At 56.2% G+C, this 15,472-nt stretch carries 13 protein-coding genes; 5 read left to right on the forward strand and 8 right to left on the reverse strand.

Annotation, left to right across the window (positions count from 1 at the left end):
• Positions 1–36 precede the first annotated feature (36 nt).
• Positions 37–423 (reverse strand): DNA-binding protein, encoded by a 387-nt coding sequence (locus GTU79_RS23850; protein WP_214513427.1) that lies wholly within the window; start codon positions 421–423, stop codon positions 37–39.
• 190 nt (positions 424–613) lie between these two features.
• Here GTU79_RS23850 and GTU79_RS23855 point away from each other — a divergent pair, with 190 nt between their 5' ends.
• Positions 614–877: a helix-turn-helix domain-containing protein gene (locus GTU79_RS23855; protein WP_214514186.1), complete on the forward strand. Its 264-nt coding sequence runs from the start codon at positions 614–616 to the stop codon at positions 875–877.
• A gap of 41 nt (positions 878–918) precedes the next feature.
• Here the strand turns inward: GTU79_RS23855 and GTU79_RS23860 are convergent, their stop codons facing one another.
• A complete protein-coding gene (locus tag GTU79_RS23860) occupies positions 919–1,308 on the reverse strand; it encodes a DNA-binding protein (protein ID WP_132925755.1) in 390 nt (129 codons plus the stop codon).
• A gap of 481 nt (positions 1,309–1,789) precedes the next feature.
• Positions 1,790–2,728, reverse strand: a complete 939-nt coding sequence (gene mdh, locus GTU79_RS23865) for a malate dehydrogenase (RefSeq protein ID WP_132925753.1) — start codon at positions 2,726–2,728, stop codon at positions 1,790–1,792.
• A 441-nt stretch (positions 2,729–3,169) separates the two neighbouring features.
• On the opposite strand from mdh, the gene argR reads away from it, so the two are divergent.
• Both argR and yhcN read left to right on the forward strand, forming a co-directional pair.
• Complete coding sequence (gene argR, locus GTU79_RS23870; RefSeq protein ID WP_132925751.1) at positions 3,170–3,640, forward strand: transcriptional regulator ArgR; 471 nt, start codon at positions 3,170–3,172, stop codon at positions 3,638–3,640.
• A 286-nt stretch (positions 3,641–3,926) separates the two neighbouring features.
• Positions 3,927–4,190, forward strand: a complete 264-nt coding sequence (gene yhcN / locus GTU79_RS23875) for a peroxide/acid stress response protein YhcN (protein ID WP_203523956.1) — start codon at positions 3,927–3,929, stop codon at positions 4,188–4,190.
• Positions 4,191–4,415: 225 nt separating this feature from the next.
• Here the strand turns inward: yhcN and mpl are convergent, their stop codons facing one another.
• Positions 4,416–5,792, reverse strand: a complete 1,377-nt coding sequence (mpl, locus tag GTU79_RS23880) for a UDP-N-acetylmuramate:L-alanyl-gamma-D-glutamyl-meso-diaminopimelate ligase (RefSeq protein ID WP_203523957.1) — start codon at positions 5,790–5,792, stop codon at positions 4,416–4,418.
• A gap of 183 nt (positions 5,793–5,975) precedes the next feature.
• On the opposite strand from mpl, the gene fbp reads away from it, so the two are divergent.
• A complete protein-coding gene (gene fbp, locus GTU79_RS23885) occupies positions 5,976–6,980 on the forward strand; it encodes a class 1 fructose-bisphosphatase (protein ID WP_203523958.1) in 1,005 nt (334 codons plus the stop codon).
• 171 nt (positions 6,981–7,151) lie between these two features.
• On the opposite strand, the gene GTU79_RS23890 is transcribed toward fbp, so the two are convergent.
• Complete coding sequence (locus GTU79_RS23890; protein ID WP_203523959.1) at positions 7,152–8,753, reverse strand: methyl-accepting chemotaxis protein; 1,602 nt, start codon at positions 8,751–8,753, stop codon at positions 7,152–7,154.
• A gap of 254 nt (positions 8,754–9,007) precedes the next feature.
• Here GTU79_RS23890 and ppa point away from each other — a divergent pair, with 254 nt between their 5' ends.
• The gene (gene ppa, locus GTU79_RS23895; protein WP_132925743.1) at positions 9,008–9,535 is read left to right on the forward strand and encodes an inorganic diphosphatase; all 528 of its coding nucleotides are present in this window, start codon (positions 9,008–9,010) and stop codon (positions 9,533–9,535) included.
• A 29-nt stretch (positions 9,536–9,564) separates the two neighbouring features.
• Here the strand turns inward: ppa and GTU79_RS23900 are convergent, their stop codons facing one another.
• From GTU79_RS23900 to tamA, 3 genes are read right to left on the reverse strand one after another with little or no spacing between them, the layout of a single operon-like run.
• Positions 9,565–9,912 carry a gamma-glutamylcyclotransferase family protein gene (locus tag GTU79_RS23900; RefSeq protein WP_132925741.1) on the reverse strand — a complete coding sequence of 116 codons (348 nt, stop codon included), beginning with the start codon at positions 9,910–9,912 and terminating at the stop codon, positions 9,565–9,567.
• Positions 9,913–9,914: 2 nt separating this feature from the next.
• Entirely contained in the window at positions 9,915–13,727 is a 3,813-nt protein-coding gene (gene tamB, locus GTU79_RS23905) for an autotransporter assembly complex protein TamB (protein WP_214513428.1), read from the reverse strand.
• Entirely contained in the window at positions 13,724–15,460 is a 1,737-nt protein-coding gene (tamA, locus tag GTU79_RS23910) for an autotransporter assembly complex protein TamA (RefSeq protein ID WP_132925737.1), read from the reverse strand. Before tamA ends, tamB begins: the two co-directional genes overlap by 4 nt.
• Positions 15,461–15,472 lie beyond the last annotated feature (12 nt).

Below are 15,472 nucleotides of genomic sequence, written 5' to 3' on the forward strand. Positions count from 1 at the left end.
TAATGGAAACCAGCGCCACCTCTGTTTCCGATTCGCTCATCGCCTGGGCGCAATCCCCAGGCGCGTCATGAATTTCTCAATCCCTTCCCGCATCACCAGGCTGATGACATTGTCCCGTTCTTCCGGCAGGAATTGCCTGTATATGGCCATCCAGGCCGCCAGGGGATCCGCTTCCGAAGGCGAAGGCGCCACGCCGGCACGGTAATCCGGGGCGGACTGCTCTTGCATTTCGCGCTGCGTCAGCGCCCGCTGGACCTTCGCGGGTAAACTTTCCAATGAAAATTCCAGCCCGCGTCCCTGCCCGCCGCTGCGCGGGCGTCCGCGCCAATTTTCACGGCGGGCTCGCCCGTCAAACCCCTGCCGGGTTTTGGGAAGTCCCGCCACGCCCAAAAGCTCTTTGGTACTAAACCAGGCATTTTTCATACTGTCGCATTCCAAAATGGGGATGCCCATAGCAAAAAATAAATTTTATTGGAAAATAATTGAAAAGTTTTCGGAAATTTGTTGCTATACATTTTCCATATAATCGGTTTGTTTCCACTTCGTTTGGTTAAAATATGTTATTTATAACATCAATCCCTATTCGGCTCTCAGCAAAGGAATATTAATGCAGATGACTGAATGGAATGAAGACTGGCACCCTGCGGATATCATCGCAGCGCTGCGTAAACGCGGCACCACCCTTGCGGCTGTTTCACGGGCCGCGGGACTGAGTTCGTCCACCTTGGCAAACGCCTTGACAAGGCCCTGGCCCAAAGGCGAGTGGCTGATAGCCGATCGTTTGGCGATTCATCCGGCTAAGATATGGCCCAGCCGCTATATCGACCCCAGGACGAAACAGCTGATCGACAGAAAGAGCCTGATACGCTCGCGCTGAAAGACATGGCGCATTGGAAGACGAACGTGATACCGCTCTATCTATCCCTCATCCCGATGCAGTTCCGAAGGGGACTCATTGGGATATTCCAACCGTTTAAGGAGATTAAGAACCCCTTCGCGCAGGACAAACCCCACGACAAAATCACGTTCGGCATCGGAAAGCTGCCGATAGATTTGACGCCAGGTGGAACAGGGTTCTTGCGTCGACAAGGTATAATCGGCTGAGCTGGCGCGCAGCGTCAGCGTCTTTTTTACCGTGTCCGGAAGGCTATACCAGGAATACTCGACAGCTTTTCCCCTCGCCCCTTCGCGCCGCCTTTTTTGCCAGCCTTCTTCCCTGGCGCGCCGATTCAACCCTTGGCGGGTTTTAGGTAACCCACCGACGCCGATTAACTCGTGGGTGGCGACCCATTCCTTTTTTGTTGCCATTTTCTCCCCCTCCTTGTCATGGCGATAAACCGAAGCTGTCGCTATTTCGCGTCCCTGGCCCTCCCTATAAAAGGGACAAGCCTTCAGCACGTTTCCGTTATGTACGGCGCTGTACGGTTTAGCACTTATCGATTCCCGTTACGCTCATTACAACACAAAAAAAGCAGCAAGTGCTAACGGCTCATTGAAAATTGAGATCGATGCTGGTTTTTTGTGCGAGAAGACTGAATAACCATTATTTATCAATCTAATAATGTGCTTACACTTAAATTTTGCTAAGCACTAATGGCCCCATCGTATCACGAAGAAATTGGCGGAGGAAGGAGGGCAAAATGAGGAAATCCAATGAAAATACGCGCTGTAAAGGGTGCGGGAAATAGCAGAGCCAGCGTGGCGGCAAATTATCTTAATCCGCCATAGCCGGCCATGACAAAAAGGGTTGGCCGCATCCGCCCCACCGGCAGGCGGACGCGGAAGATTATTATTGATTGACGAATTTCACGCCTAATTCAATATCTTTTTTCAGGACATCCTGCATGTTTTCCAGGACCTGCTGTTCGAAAGCGCTCAGGGGGCCAATGGGCAGTATTTCCGACAAACCCTGTTTGCCCAACAGCAGCGGCTGGGCAAAGAAACGCGTATGCTCGCCATCGCCCTCGACATAAGCGCATTCCACCACATCCTTTTCACCCTGCAGCGCCCGTACCAGAGATAAGCCGAAGCGAGCCGCGGCCTGTCCCATGGAGAGCGTGGCCGATCCGCCGCCGGCTTTGGCCTCTACCACTTCGGTACCGGCATTCTGGATACGCTTGGTTAAATCGGCAACTTCCTGATCGCTAAATGAGATTCCTTCTAGCTGGGAAAGCAAAGGCAGAATGGTCACACCGGAATGGCCGCCGATAACACGCACTTCAACATCTTTCGGCGACAATCCTTTGAGCTCGGCGACAAAAGTATTGGAACGGATAATATCGAGGGTGGAGATGCCGAATAACTTGCGTTTATCATAGACGCCGGCTTTTTTCAGCGTCTCTGCGGCAATGGGCACCGTGGTATTGACCGGATTGGTGATAATGCCTATCAGGGCAGCCGGACAGGCCTTTGCCACCTGGCTGATAAGATTGCGTACGATACCGGCGTTGACGTTAAAAAGATCCGAACGATCCATACCGGGCTTACGGGCAACCCCCGCGGAGATCAATACGATATCGGCGCCTTCCAGCGCCGGCGTCGCATCTTCGCCGCTGAACCCCTTGATTTTCACCGGGGTCGGGATATGGCTGAGATCAACCGCCACACCGGGAGTCACCGGGGCAATATCATACAGAGAGAGTTCGGAACCTGAGGGAAGCTGAGTTTTAAGCAACAGGGCTAGCGCTTGGCCTATGCCGCCCGCTGCACCGAGAACTGCGACTTTCATTCGGATCTCCTTATTATAATAGGGAAAATTTAATGCCGACGAATCATCTGCGTAAGATCATAGAGACATAAACGGGTAAAAACAAATCAGCGATCGCAAATTTGAGAGTTGACACATTAATTTACCTAAACCTGCCCGACTGCCGTTCACAACTGGAAACGGGCGTGCTGGATAGAGAGCCTTGATGCCTTATCAACCGCCCTTGCCAATCACATTACACCGATTGCAGCGCTCAAAACAACAGCAATTTGATAACATTTTCTTTACTTTCACCTCGAGAAAAATATGCGAGCCAGGTCAAAGTTGTAGTGCATAGATATTGTTAACGTGCAGCGATTAGTGGCTTAAACGGTCCCTTCTTTCTTCTCCAAGGCAATTCCATTGCATAAAATGCATTTTATGCATAATCATCCCTATTTTCCCCGAATGTCCCGGTAAAATATGCGCAATCACTTAAAACAAGAAGAATTGGTTAAAGCTTTTAAAGCATTACTGAAAGAAGAAAAATTCAGCTCGCAGGGCGAGATTGTCCTGGCGCTTCAAAACGATGGGTTTGAGAATATCAACCAGTCCAAGGTTTCGCGTATGCTGACGAAATTCGGTGCCGTGCGCACCCGCAACGCGAAAATGGAAATGGTGTATTGCCTGCCAGCGGAACTGGGGGTACCCACCACCACCAGCCCATTGAAAAACCTGGTTCTTGATGTGGATCACAACGATGCGGTGGTGGTTATCCATACCAGCCCCGGCGCGGCGCAGCTGATTGCCCGCCTGCTGGACTCCTTGGGGAAATCCGAGGGCATCCTGGGAACCATCGCCGGCGACGATACCATTTTCACCACCCCCGCCCGTGGATTCAGCGTCAAGCAGCTCTATGAAGCCATCCTGGTCCTGTTCGAACAGGAGCTCTAAAATATTGCCTTTCCCAGCGCGGTAATAAGCTTTGCCAAAGTTAGCACTTTTCGCTAAAGCTGGTTATCGCCATGAATTTACAAATAATTAACAATATTTGCCTATTTTTTAACCTCTTTTAATCACTTTTTCTTATATTAGCTTGGTTAGAAAGCAGAATGTTTCATAAATAATTATGAGCATACTACTAGTAACCACAGTTATTAGTGTATACTTAGATTCGTGATGAATATCACGCTTTGCATTAAGTCATGTGAAATGTAAAGAACGAATAGAGGTGGAAATGATGAAAATGAAAACTGCTGCTTCCCTGATGACGGTGATATCCGCCCTGTCCTTCGGCGCGTTCGCCGCGGATTCCATATCGCTGGAACAGGCTCAGGGATTACAACCCATGGGTACCGTGACCACCAGCGGGATTGATGCCTCCCCGTCCGATATCCATCAGGCGCTGAATGATGCCGCCGATGCCAAGGGCGCAAAAGCCTATCGAATCATCGAGGCTCGCGAGGGCGATAACTGGCACGCCACCGCCGAGCTGTACAAGTAAGCCAGGCGCGTCGCTACAGCAAATTGATGACGCGACGCGCCAGAGTTCAGTAGTACCGGCTGTGCCACGGCCGTAAGCACGTTTTAGCATTCGGAAGTCAACACCATCAGTGGCTGGTCGCCCTCAGTTATTCTGTGTCCGGTATAACCAGACTGTCACTGATGATTCCCTCGTCGTCCTATCCGACGAACTTCGCCCCCGCACGCGGGGGCTTTTTTTTAACCTTTATACCGCCGCCAGGCCGGCTTTGATATTCAGCTGCGCCAGCAGCTTTTCATGGATTCCGCCGAAGCCGCCGTTGCTCATCACCAGGATGTAATCACCGGGCTGGGAGATTTTCACAATCATATCCACGAGGGTATCCACGTCAGCGCTCCAGTGCGCCGGCTGAACACAGGCTTCCGCGACCTCGCTTACCTGCCAGGGAATATGCTGCGGCTGGAATAAAAAGACTTCATCGGCCCTGCCCAGGGAAGGCGCCAGCTCATTCTTGTTCAGCCCCATTTTCATGGTGTTGGAGCGGGGCTCAAGCACCGCCAGGATGCGTGCCGTGCCGCCTACCTTGCTGCGCAGCGCCGCCAGGGTCGCCAATATAGCGGTGGGATGATGGGCAAAATCGTCATAAAGTTTCACCCCGTTGGCGGTGCCCTTCAGCTCCAGACGGCGCCGGGCGTTGATAAAGGTGGTCAGGGCCCGGCATGCGTCAGCCGGCTGCACGCCCACGTGCCTGGCGGCGGCAATCGCCATCAGCGCATTGTGCATGTTATGTTCCCCCACCAGATCCCAATGGACCTCCCCTACCACGTCGCCCTGCAACAGCACCTGGAATACGCTGGCGTCCGGCGCGACTTTTTTGGCGCGCCAGCTGTTGTCTTCACCGATGAATTCCTGCTCGCTCCAGCATCCCATGGCCATGACCTGTTTCAGATGCGGATCGTTATCCGGCAGGATGATTTTGCCCTTGCCCGGCACCAGCCGCACCAGGTGATGGAATTGCTTCTGGATGGCTTTCAGGTCGTCAAAAATATCCGCATGATCGAACTCGAGGTTATTGAGCAGCAGCGTGCGCGGACAGTAGTGAAGGAATTTGGAACGCTTGTCGAAAAACGCGCAGTCATATTCATCCGCTTCCACCACAAAAAACGGACTGTTGCCCAAACGGGCGGAAACGGTGAAGTTGCCCGGCACGCCGCCGATGACGAACCCCGGCTGGTAGCCGCACACCTCGAGAATCCAGGTAATCATCCCGGCGGTGGTGGTCTTGCCGTGCGTACCGGCGACGGCTATCACCCAGCGCTGCTGCAGGACCCGATCGTGCAGCCACTGGGGACCGGAAACATAGCGAATGCCCCGTTCCAGCACAGCTTCCACGCAGGGGTTGCCGCGGCTCATGGCATTACCGATGATGACCAGCTCCGGCTCCGGCTCCAACTGAGACGGATCATAGCCCTTGATAAGCTGAATGCCTTGCTCTTGCAGCAGGGTGCTCATGGGAGGATAGACATTATCATCAGACCCGGTCACCTCATGTCCCAGGGAACGGGCTAGCATGGCTACCCCGCCCATAAACGTGCCGCAGATACCGAGAATATGTATGCGCATAATTTTTCCATTTTTTAACAACGTACTGCGGCACATTCTACCGCTGCGGCCGGCCGATATAAACGAATTTGATGATGTACTTGCATTCGTTTAAGCTAAACTGCTAATACTTATCCAGTGGTAACCGATAATACCGCTTTTCATCTGCGGCAACAGTGTCTTCTTTTGTTCAGGGAATGTGTTATGAAAACGTTAGGCGAATTTATTGTTGAGAAGCAGCACGAGTTTCCCCATGCCACCGGTGAACTCACCGCGCTGCTTTCCGCTATAAAATTGGGTGCCAAAATCATTCACCGCGATATCAATACCGCGGGGTTGGTGGACATTTTGGGCACCAGCGGCGTATCCAATGTCCAGGGCGAAGTTCAAATGAAACTCGACCTGTTCGCCAATGAAAAGCTGAAAGCTGCGTTGAAAGCCAGGGGACAGGTGGCAGGCATCGCTTCCGAAGAGGAAGACGAAATCGTGATTTTCGACGGCGGACGTTCATCCAGCGGCAAATATGTGGTGCTGATGGATCCGCTGGATGGTTCTTCCAACATTGACGTCAACGTGTCGGTGGGCACCATTTTTTCAATTTATCGCCGGATTTCCCCCATCGGCACGCCCATTACCGAAGCGGACTTCCTGCAGCCCGGCAATAAACAGGTGGCGGCGGGTTATGTGGTGTACGGCTCTTCAACCATGCTGGTCTACACCACCGGCTGCGGCGTACACGCCTTTACCTATGATCCTTCCATCGGGGTGTTTTGCCTTTCCCATGAAAGCGTGCGTTTCCCGGCTACCGGCAATATGTATTCCATAAACGAAGGAAATTACATCAAGTTTCCCAACGGCGTTAAAAAATACATCAAATATTGCCAGGAAATGGATCCCGCGACGCATCGCCCCTACACATCGCGCTATATCGGCTCCCTGGTGTCGGACTTCCATCGCAACCTGCTTAAGGGCGGCATTTATCTGTACCCCAGCACCGCAACCTATCCCGAGGGTAAGCTGCGTTTGCTGTACGAATGCAATCCGATGGCCTTTTTGGCCGAGCAGGCGGGCGGCAAAGCCAGCGATGGCAAGAACCGCATTTTAGACATCACTCCGGAAAAACTGCACCAGCGCGCGCCCTTTTTCGTCGGTACCGAATCCATGGTCAACGACGCCGAACGCTTTATGCGCGATTTCCCCGACGAATAGCGGGTCTATGCCCTTGAGATAGGAAGGACCGCCGCCAAGCGGGCCAAGCCGCTTGAAAGCCCCCGTGAGGGGGCTTTGGCTTGTTGACAAAGTGTCCGGTCGGGACAGGTTGCCAGATCGTAAACACGCCGTGAACCCGTCCCTGGGGGCTCGATCCGCGGGCCGGTGCTATCAAGCCTCCACTTCCACCAGCTCTTCCATTTCCTCGTCGGCCGCTTCTTCCAGATGGAAAAGGGACATACTCTCGGTGAGATGCTTCGATTGCGACTGTAGCGAACGGGTCGCTTCGCTGGATTGCTCTACCAGCGACGCATTTTGCTGCGCCACGGCGTCCATTTGCGATACCGCCAGGCTGACCTGCTCAATGCCGCGGCTTTGCTCATCCGTGGCATTGGAGATTTCCTTCATCAGGCGGGTCACCCGCATCACTTCTTCGGAAATTTCGTCCATGGTTTCGCCGGCGGTATGGGCCATATCGGCGCCCTCGGTTACCCGCCCCTGGGATTCCTGTATCAATCCCTTGATCTCTTTGGCCGCCTCGGCGCTGCGATGGGCCAGAGTACGCACTTCTCCGGCCACCACGGCGAATCCCCGTCCCTGCTCGCCGGCGCGGGCCGCTTCCACCGCCGCATTCAGCGCCAGGATATTGGTTTGAAAGGCGATGCCGTCAATCACGCCCAAAATATCGGCAATGCGGTGGGAGCTGGAGGAAATGGCCTGCATCTTCTCAATCATATAGCACACCACTTCGCTGCCTTTGTCAGCAATATCAGACACTTCTTTCGCCAGTTCATGGGCCTGCCGGGCGTGTTCGGCGTTGAGTTTTACCGTTTGGGTAAGCTGTTCCATGCTGGCAGCGGTCTGCTCCAGCGCGGCGGCGGATGCCTCGGTACGCTGGGACAGATCGGTGTTGCCCGCCGAAAGTTCACGGGTGCCGATATCTATTTGCGAGCCGGCCTGCCGTACTTCGCTCACCGCTCCCGCCAAGGCGTCTTGCATCAGCTGCAGCGCCCGGTTCAGCCGCCCCAGCTCATTGTTGCGCGCCGGGGGTATGGGGTGATACAAATCACCGGCGGCAATATTTTCCATATGGACGATGGCCACATCCAGCGGGCGCAATATAAACCGCCGTACCGCCAGCCAGGCCAGGAATGACAGCACCAGGGCCAGGACACAGGCCGCGATCACCAGCACCAGCTGTAAACGGGCGCTGTCGGCCGCCTTCTGCTGGATTTCCTGGCCGGTTTCCAAGGCAAAGTGCTGAAAACTGTCGAGCTGGTTATCCATGTCGGCGCTCAGCGGCGTCAGGGTGGTTTCCAATAATTGATAATAAGCGTCGGTATTCACATTATGCAGCGCGGCGAGAACCGGTTTTATGCCCTGTTCGTTATAACGCTGGTAAATCACGTTCATTTGCTGCGCGCGGTCGGCCCCTTCGGTAGTCACCGTACCCGCGGCCAGGAACTGCGCCATGGAGCTGTCGGCTTCCTTGGCCAATTCGGCGGCCTTGGCGGTGGAGGCCTGTCCTTCGTTAATCGCACCGGTTTCATACTGCCTGACCGCCAGGGAGGCTTCGGTACGGGACCGCAGCGATGCGTTATAGGCGCGGCTGAGGTAGCCGAGCTCTTCGCCTTGTATCTGGTTGATGGCTTGCAGGGAAATTGAGCCTTGCCGGATGGTGTGGATGCTGATACCGCTGACGATAAACAAAATAATGGTCATTAAACTCAGCCAGGCGAGTAGTCCCACCTTGACGGTTATATTCTTGAACATGGTGCTGCCCCTGCATTTTCCGAAGTTGATCCATTCAAAACGCCCGACCGAAGTTAGGATCGACGTGGTAACCTCGCCCTGCATCGGTTATCGGAGCACCGAGCTAACTCTTTACTGTTTGGTTTTTAATAGGTTATGCGAGTCTAATCACATTGGGCGGCGATGGGCAGGACATTGAAGGGAGACTGAAACAACCGTGCGAATTTTTGTTATAATAGCCGCCACGCTATTACTCAATTTTTAAGGAAACTGACATGAGCTTGAATCTGGTACCGGCAGGAAAAGATCTTCCCGAGGATATTTATGTGGTGATCGAAATCCCGGCTAACTCTTCTCCCATCAAGTATGAAGTCGATAAGGAAACCGGTGCGCTGTTTGTCGATCGTTTCATGTCCACCGCCATGTTCTATCCCTGTAATTACGGCTATATCAACCACACGCTGTCCCTCGACGGGGATCCGGTTGACGTACTGGTGCCCACGCCCTATCCGCTGCAGCCGGGCTCGGTAATCCGCTGCCGTCCGGTGGGCGTGCTGAAAATGACCGATGAATCCGGAGAGGACGCCAAAGTGGTTGCGGTGCCCCACACCAAGCTGTCAAAGGAGTATGACCATATCAAGGACGTAGAGGATCTCTCTGCGCTGCTGCGGGCGCAGATCACCCATTTCTTTGAACATTATAAAGATTTGGAAAAAGGCAAATGGGTCAAAGTGGCGGGCTGGGAAAATGCCGAAGCCGCCAAAGCAGAAATCATCGCCTCTTTCGAACGCGCCAAGAAATAACGCCCCGGCGAGGAAAGCGTCCGACGGGTTTAAGGCTCGTCGGCGCGTTTCAGCCAGTCACCGCCCTTCAACTGACGCAACCCCGCCACCGGACGCTGATACACATACATCCAGGCGCCGCCGTAGGGGGTATTGATCAACGCCCGCTTATATTCACCGCTTTTGGTACGCAGGGCGTCCAGCTCGGCCAATGTAGAAGAATCAATGCGATAGACTTCACAATAAACCGTCCCAACGCCGGGGATAACCGCCGGATAATGGCCAAGATCGTATAATTCATAACCCGATATGACATGATCGCCTAGCCACTGGCCGTTTGTCATCCAATGGCTATTGCCCTGATTGCGCCGCAGACTACCGTAAACAATTATTCGCATCGTTAAAACTCAAACTGATAGAGCAAGTCTAATGCCTGGTTAAGTCCAGACACCGCTTCCAGATAAAGTCTAGGCATTAAACGATAACGTAGCGTTAGCGTTGCCAATGAATCGTAAATACCGACACCGTATTTAACCTGCAATCCCGGGGTGAGGTTACCGCTCACCACAACCTGGGATTCATCACCCACGCCCTGGGTATCCAGGGTCAAATTACTGACGCCGAACGCCGCGCCGATTTTGCCTACCAGTTGCCCGGTCTGCGCCACGCCCATACCGATCAACATGGATGTCATCATACTACTGTCGGCACCAGGCGTATTCAGCCCCTGGCCCCGCAGCAGGTAAGAAAGGGCCTCCTGCTGCGATTTCACCGGGTCGGTGAACACGTCGATGCGCGGCTGATCCGCCATGCCGGTGACACGAACCCCGGCGGTAACGCCGTCCGCGGTGGAATCGGGGTTGCGGATGGCTTCGATATTCAGCATGGGCTGCGCCGGCGGACCGGAAAAGATCAACAGCCCTCGACGAATGATCAGGTCCTGACTATAAGCATTAAATCGTCCGTAGGGAATAGAGATTTGTCCGTGCAGGCCCAGCCCCTGTTTATCCTGGATCACATTAAGATCGCCCTGCAGCCGCGCTTTAAGGCCGAAAGCGTCTAATCGCACGTCATTGCCCACGTGAATCTTCATATTACTGTTGATGGACATCCCCACCTCCCGCTCGGCCACCGGCTGTAATTGAGCATCGAGGATGACTTCATCCGGGGAGACCGCCACTGCGCTTTCAGGCAGTTTCTGCACCACGATCCGCGCCCAGGGCACGGCGACGCTGCCGTTGAGGGTCAGCACCTGTGGCGCGGCCTCCACCGTAATATCCGGCGATACGTCCAGCCGCACCATCGGCGGCAGGGTGATCCTCACCCGGTTCCCCCGGGCGGCGATGCGGGCGTTCCAGGCATTGATACGGCTCCAGTTGGCATTGCCGCTTAAGTTGAGCTGCCCGCTGGTAGTGCGAATGACCCCTTGCAAGGCCGAGCTGGTGCCGTCAAACGTCATGGCCAGCTGGCTTTCGGTCATGGCGAACGGCAACTGATTGCTGCGGATGATAACCCGGTCCAGGCTCAGCCGGCCATAAAGCTGCGGTTGCATAGCGCTGCCGCCAAGACGGAGATTGGCGTTAAGCATACCCGCGGCATGATCCGAGCCTGACAATAACGGATTTATCAGCGACAGGGAAAGATTGTTGACAGTAATAACGCCGGAAAGCGCGCGCCGGTTACGGGGATCCGCTATCTGCACCTGTCCGCTGAATTGCCCGTTGCCGGTAATGCCGATGTGCCAGTTCAGCGTGGCGCGGTCGTTTTCCAGTCCGGCATTGAGAGTAACACGGTCGAAGTCCACCGGCAGCACTCCGCCCTGAATGTTTTGCCGCGCCTTGATACCGTTGCCCGTCAAGACAATGCTGGCCTTGGGCAGGCTGCCCCCCGGTTGCCAGCTCACCTGCGCGCGGCCGCTGAATACCCCTCCCAGCGTGGTGGCCGCCGGCAGGAACGGTTTGAGCATCGCCAGATCAAAACGGTTAAGGAGCACGGCGGCCTGCCCGCTGGCCCCCAACTGGATATTGGCGGGCACGCAAAGCTGCGCGTTGGCATTTTGCCAGCAGTGGGGGCCGATAACGACGTTTTGCGCCTGCTGTTGATAATCAAGGGTCATCGGGCGGCTTAACCGCCACTCCCCCACCGGGCTGCCGAACTGCGTCTGGCTCAGGGTGCCGCGCCAGCGCTGCTGCCGGCGATCGTAACCGCCGTTCAGCGTCAGCCCGCCCGATACCGGCTCCCCCTGCAGGTTCAGCCGTAGCTGGTGGGCCCGTTCGTCGCCGGTCAGGGCCAGCGTCATCCGGCGCACGCTAACGGCCCCTTGCTGTAGCTGATCAACGTCCAGATTGAGATTGCCGCCCACGATATCGCGGGATTGCAGGCGACCGTTCAAGGCGATGCGCCGAATCCGCAGATCCTGCCAGCGCAGGCCGGCGGCGGTCAGATTGGCGGTGACCTGCGGCGATAGCCTTTCGCCCCGCACGCTCAGGGTGCCGGCCGCGGTTCCTCCCAGGCCGGGCAAGGTCCCATTCAGATTCGGCGCATCGATAACGGCGTCCAGCGCCAGCTGATTGTTCAAATCACCGTTCACCGTCAGGCTGTTGCGTCCCAACGCCAGCCGCAACGCGGAAACATGCCATTGTCCGGCGTCATTGCCGCTAAGGGATCCTCTGGCGGTCACCCGGTTCTGCTTAACCTCGCCATCCAGCCGGAGCTCCGGTACACGCAGTTGCCAGCTTCCGCCGTGCAAACTGCCCAGCACCGATAATTTGCCGTCGAGACGGGCGGGCCAGTCCGGCCATTGTCCGGCGGTATCGATGCCGGAGAGCGTCAGCTCGGTGCGCCAGCTGACGGCATTGCTCCAGTCCGCCAGACCGGTGATATCCGCCTGGCCCCGCAGGGCCGCAATGTGCAAACGAGACAAGATAAACTGTGCGGTAGTACCTTTACCCGCCAATGACAGCTCCGCCGGCGGCAGGCCTTCTCCGCTTAACGATGCCGCCATGGACAGGGTGTAATCCACCGCCTTGCCGGTCATGCTCAGCGACAGATTACGCGCCTGATACTGCGGCTGTCCGACGAGCGGCCATTGCACGCCGGGACTGTCGACGGTCAGCGACAGCGGCAGGCCGGTTTGGGCCAGACGCGTTTGCAGCTTTATCTGCGCTTTTACCGGCCCGGAAAAATTCAGCGCCGCGCTGAGATTTTCCCGCAGGCCTCCGTCTAGGGTCAGCCGGATTTTTTCGCCCCTCAGGGGCGCGCTGTTCACGGAAGAATTGAGGGTCAGCGCCAGCGGCCAGCCGCCGCCCAGCTGCGCGGAACCGCTGGCGTTGAGCAGGCCCTGGGGCGAATTGACGTTCAATCGTTCAAGAGTGGCGTGGCCGTCCTGTACGGCGCCGCGCAAATCCATGGCCGAGATGAGGAAATCCACATCGCCGGTCAAGCGTAGGTTTTCCCCATGCAGCCCCTCCAGCCGAACATTCAGCGGCAAATGGACATCGGGCAAATCAGGCAGCAGCGGTTGGGCGAAAAAGGCCTTGAATGCCGCTTCCGGCGACGGCTGCCGCCGGGCCTTTTCCAGCGCTGCCCTGGCGCTCTCTTGCTTTTGCTGCTCGGTTTGGACCAGCTGTTTGCCGGCCTGTTCCGCCACGACCTCGACGGCCTTGGGCAACGCGACCAGCAAACCATCGATATGGGTCGGCGCCACCGTCAGGTTATTGGCGCGAAAATCAATGCCGCTTTCAAGACTGCCGAGGGTGACCTGGGTATCATCTATGCGAATCCGGACATTGCTCAGGGCCAGATGGCGCAAAATAAGCGGATAAGGCGTGCTGACGGTCTGGCCGCTATCCTGCGGTTCGGCGGCGGCAGGCCCTGGCGGAGCCAATGCCGCCGTTTTCACATCAATATCCACATCCTGCAGGGACAGGTTATCGAGGCATAATTCACTGTGGCGAAGACAGGCGGGATTAAGCGAAAGACGGAATTGTTTGGCGCCCACCGTCATGCCGGGCATCCGATATTTCAGGCCGGTGACGGTCAAATCCCGCCAGCCGCCGCTGACATGGGCTATCTCCAGGCCCGGCACCCAGCGCGCGGCGCCTTTGATCAGCAGATGCAACCCGCCGGCGGTGCCTATAAAAAAAACCAGAGTGCCCGCCAGCAGAATAATAAACGCCAGCACGCTCAGCCCGATTTTCCTTCCCCGGCTCATAATTCCGTCCCCAAGCCGATATAAAACTGGACGCTATGATTGTCGGGATCGCCCACCGGCGTGGCAATATCCAATTTAATCGGCCCCACCGGCGATTGCCACCGGACCCCAATCCCGGCGCCGGTTTTCAGATTGGTGTGCCGGATATCGTTTACCGCCTGGCCGCTGTCGATAAAAGCGGCCCCCCACCAGCGGCCGGTGACGTTATATTGGTATTCCAGCGATCCGGTGGCCGTTTGCGAGGCGCCAATCAATTTTCCGTCGGCGTCACGGGGCGATATGGAGCGGAAGCGGTAGCCGCGGATACTGCGATCGCCGCCGGCGAAAAAACGCAGCGACGGGGGCACGCGCTCAAAATTGTTGGTTTCAATCCAGCCGAGATTGTAGCGCGCCACAAAGCGGTGTTTTTCCTCCAGCGTCCGTACCCAAACGTTTTGCGCCTGGAGGATGAAAAAATCGATATCCGATCCCCATGCTGTATCGGAAACGTCCAGGGAGTAACGCTGCGAGTCGCCCCAGGTGGGCATCGCCCCGCCCCGCTGCCGGGTCCGGTTTATGGTGAAGCCCGGATAAATCAGCATCGTCGTGTCGGTAACATTGGCCTGGGTAAAGTGATCAAGGCTCCAGCGTAAATTCACCGAACGTTGCCAGCCGGTGGAGAAATCCCAGAAACGCGCCACGTTAAGGGTGGTGGAATCTGATTTGGTATCATTGAGATCTTCCCGTTTGAAACCGCTTTGCAGCAGGTAATATTGCTCCAGCGGGCTGCGCTGCACCGGAATCTTGTAACTGAAATCCAGCGCCTGCTCAGGCGCCGACAGGCTGAGGCCGGTCTGAAAGCTGTGGCCCATGGAATTGAGCCAGGGCCGGTTCCAGGTGGTCCTGACCCTCGGTCCGATGTCCGAGGCGAAACCCGCCCCGGTTTCAATGATATTCCGGCTTCGAGGCGTCACCACCGCATCAAGTGGAAGGACCTTGCTTTTTTTCCCGGCGACTAAATCCGGTGAAACCACCACCGAGTTGAACCAATTGGTGGCGGATAGCTGGCGGTTCAGCTCCGCCAGCGCGGTGGCGCTGTATTCATCCCCCGGATGGATGGAAGGAATGTTTTGCAAATAGTCCGTGCGGATTTGCGAGCCGTGAAAGCGAATCTCCCCGAAGCGGTAGCGCTGGCCGCTGTCGAAATCCACGTTCCAGAACGCCTCGCGCCGCGCCGGCGATACCGCCAGCTGCCGTTTCAGGAATTCGGCGTCGAAATAGCCATTGCGCACGGCAAGACCCGTCATGCCGTCGATAAAAGCGGTATAATCACCATGATTGAGCACGGTGCCGACGGCGGGCCGGCTTCGTTGAACCAGCCGTTGGTACGAAGCATCCCGGCGGGCGTCTCCGCGCAGGATAATGGTAGCGGCGGCGATTTTAACCGGCGGCCCCGGGCTGACGGCGGCCACCAGTACGGGGCGGCCGCCTTTGACCGCCGGGCGAAAGGTGAAGTCGATTTTGGGCTCATAATAACCCAGTGCACGGAGGCCTTCGCGGATGGCACTGTCAACCCGGGCCTGAAAGCGCGCGTCGGCGGTGATTTCATCCGCGCCGATGGTGGACAGGCGCACCCGGACATTACGCTGCAATTCGCCTTTGAGTCCGTCTACCTGCAAACGCACGTTAGCAGCGTTGGACCCAGGCGTTGCCGCGAGAATGCAAACCAGGCATATAAGGCGATTTTTTAGCAAGCTGGCTCCCGA

It is taken from the genome of Sodalis ligni (genome assembly GCF_016865525.2).
Classification (GTDB): Bacteria; Pseudomonadota; Gammaproteobacteria; order Enterobacterales; family Enterobacteriaceae; genus Acerihabitans; species Acerihabitans ligni.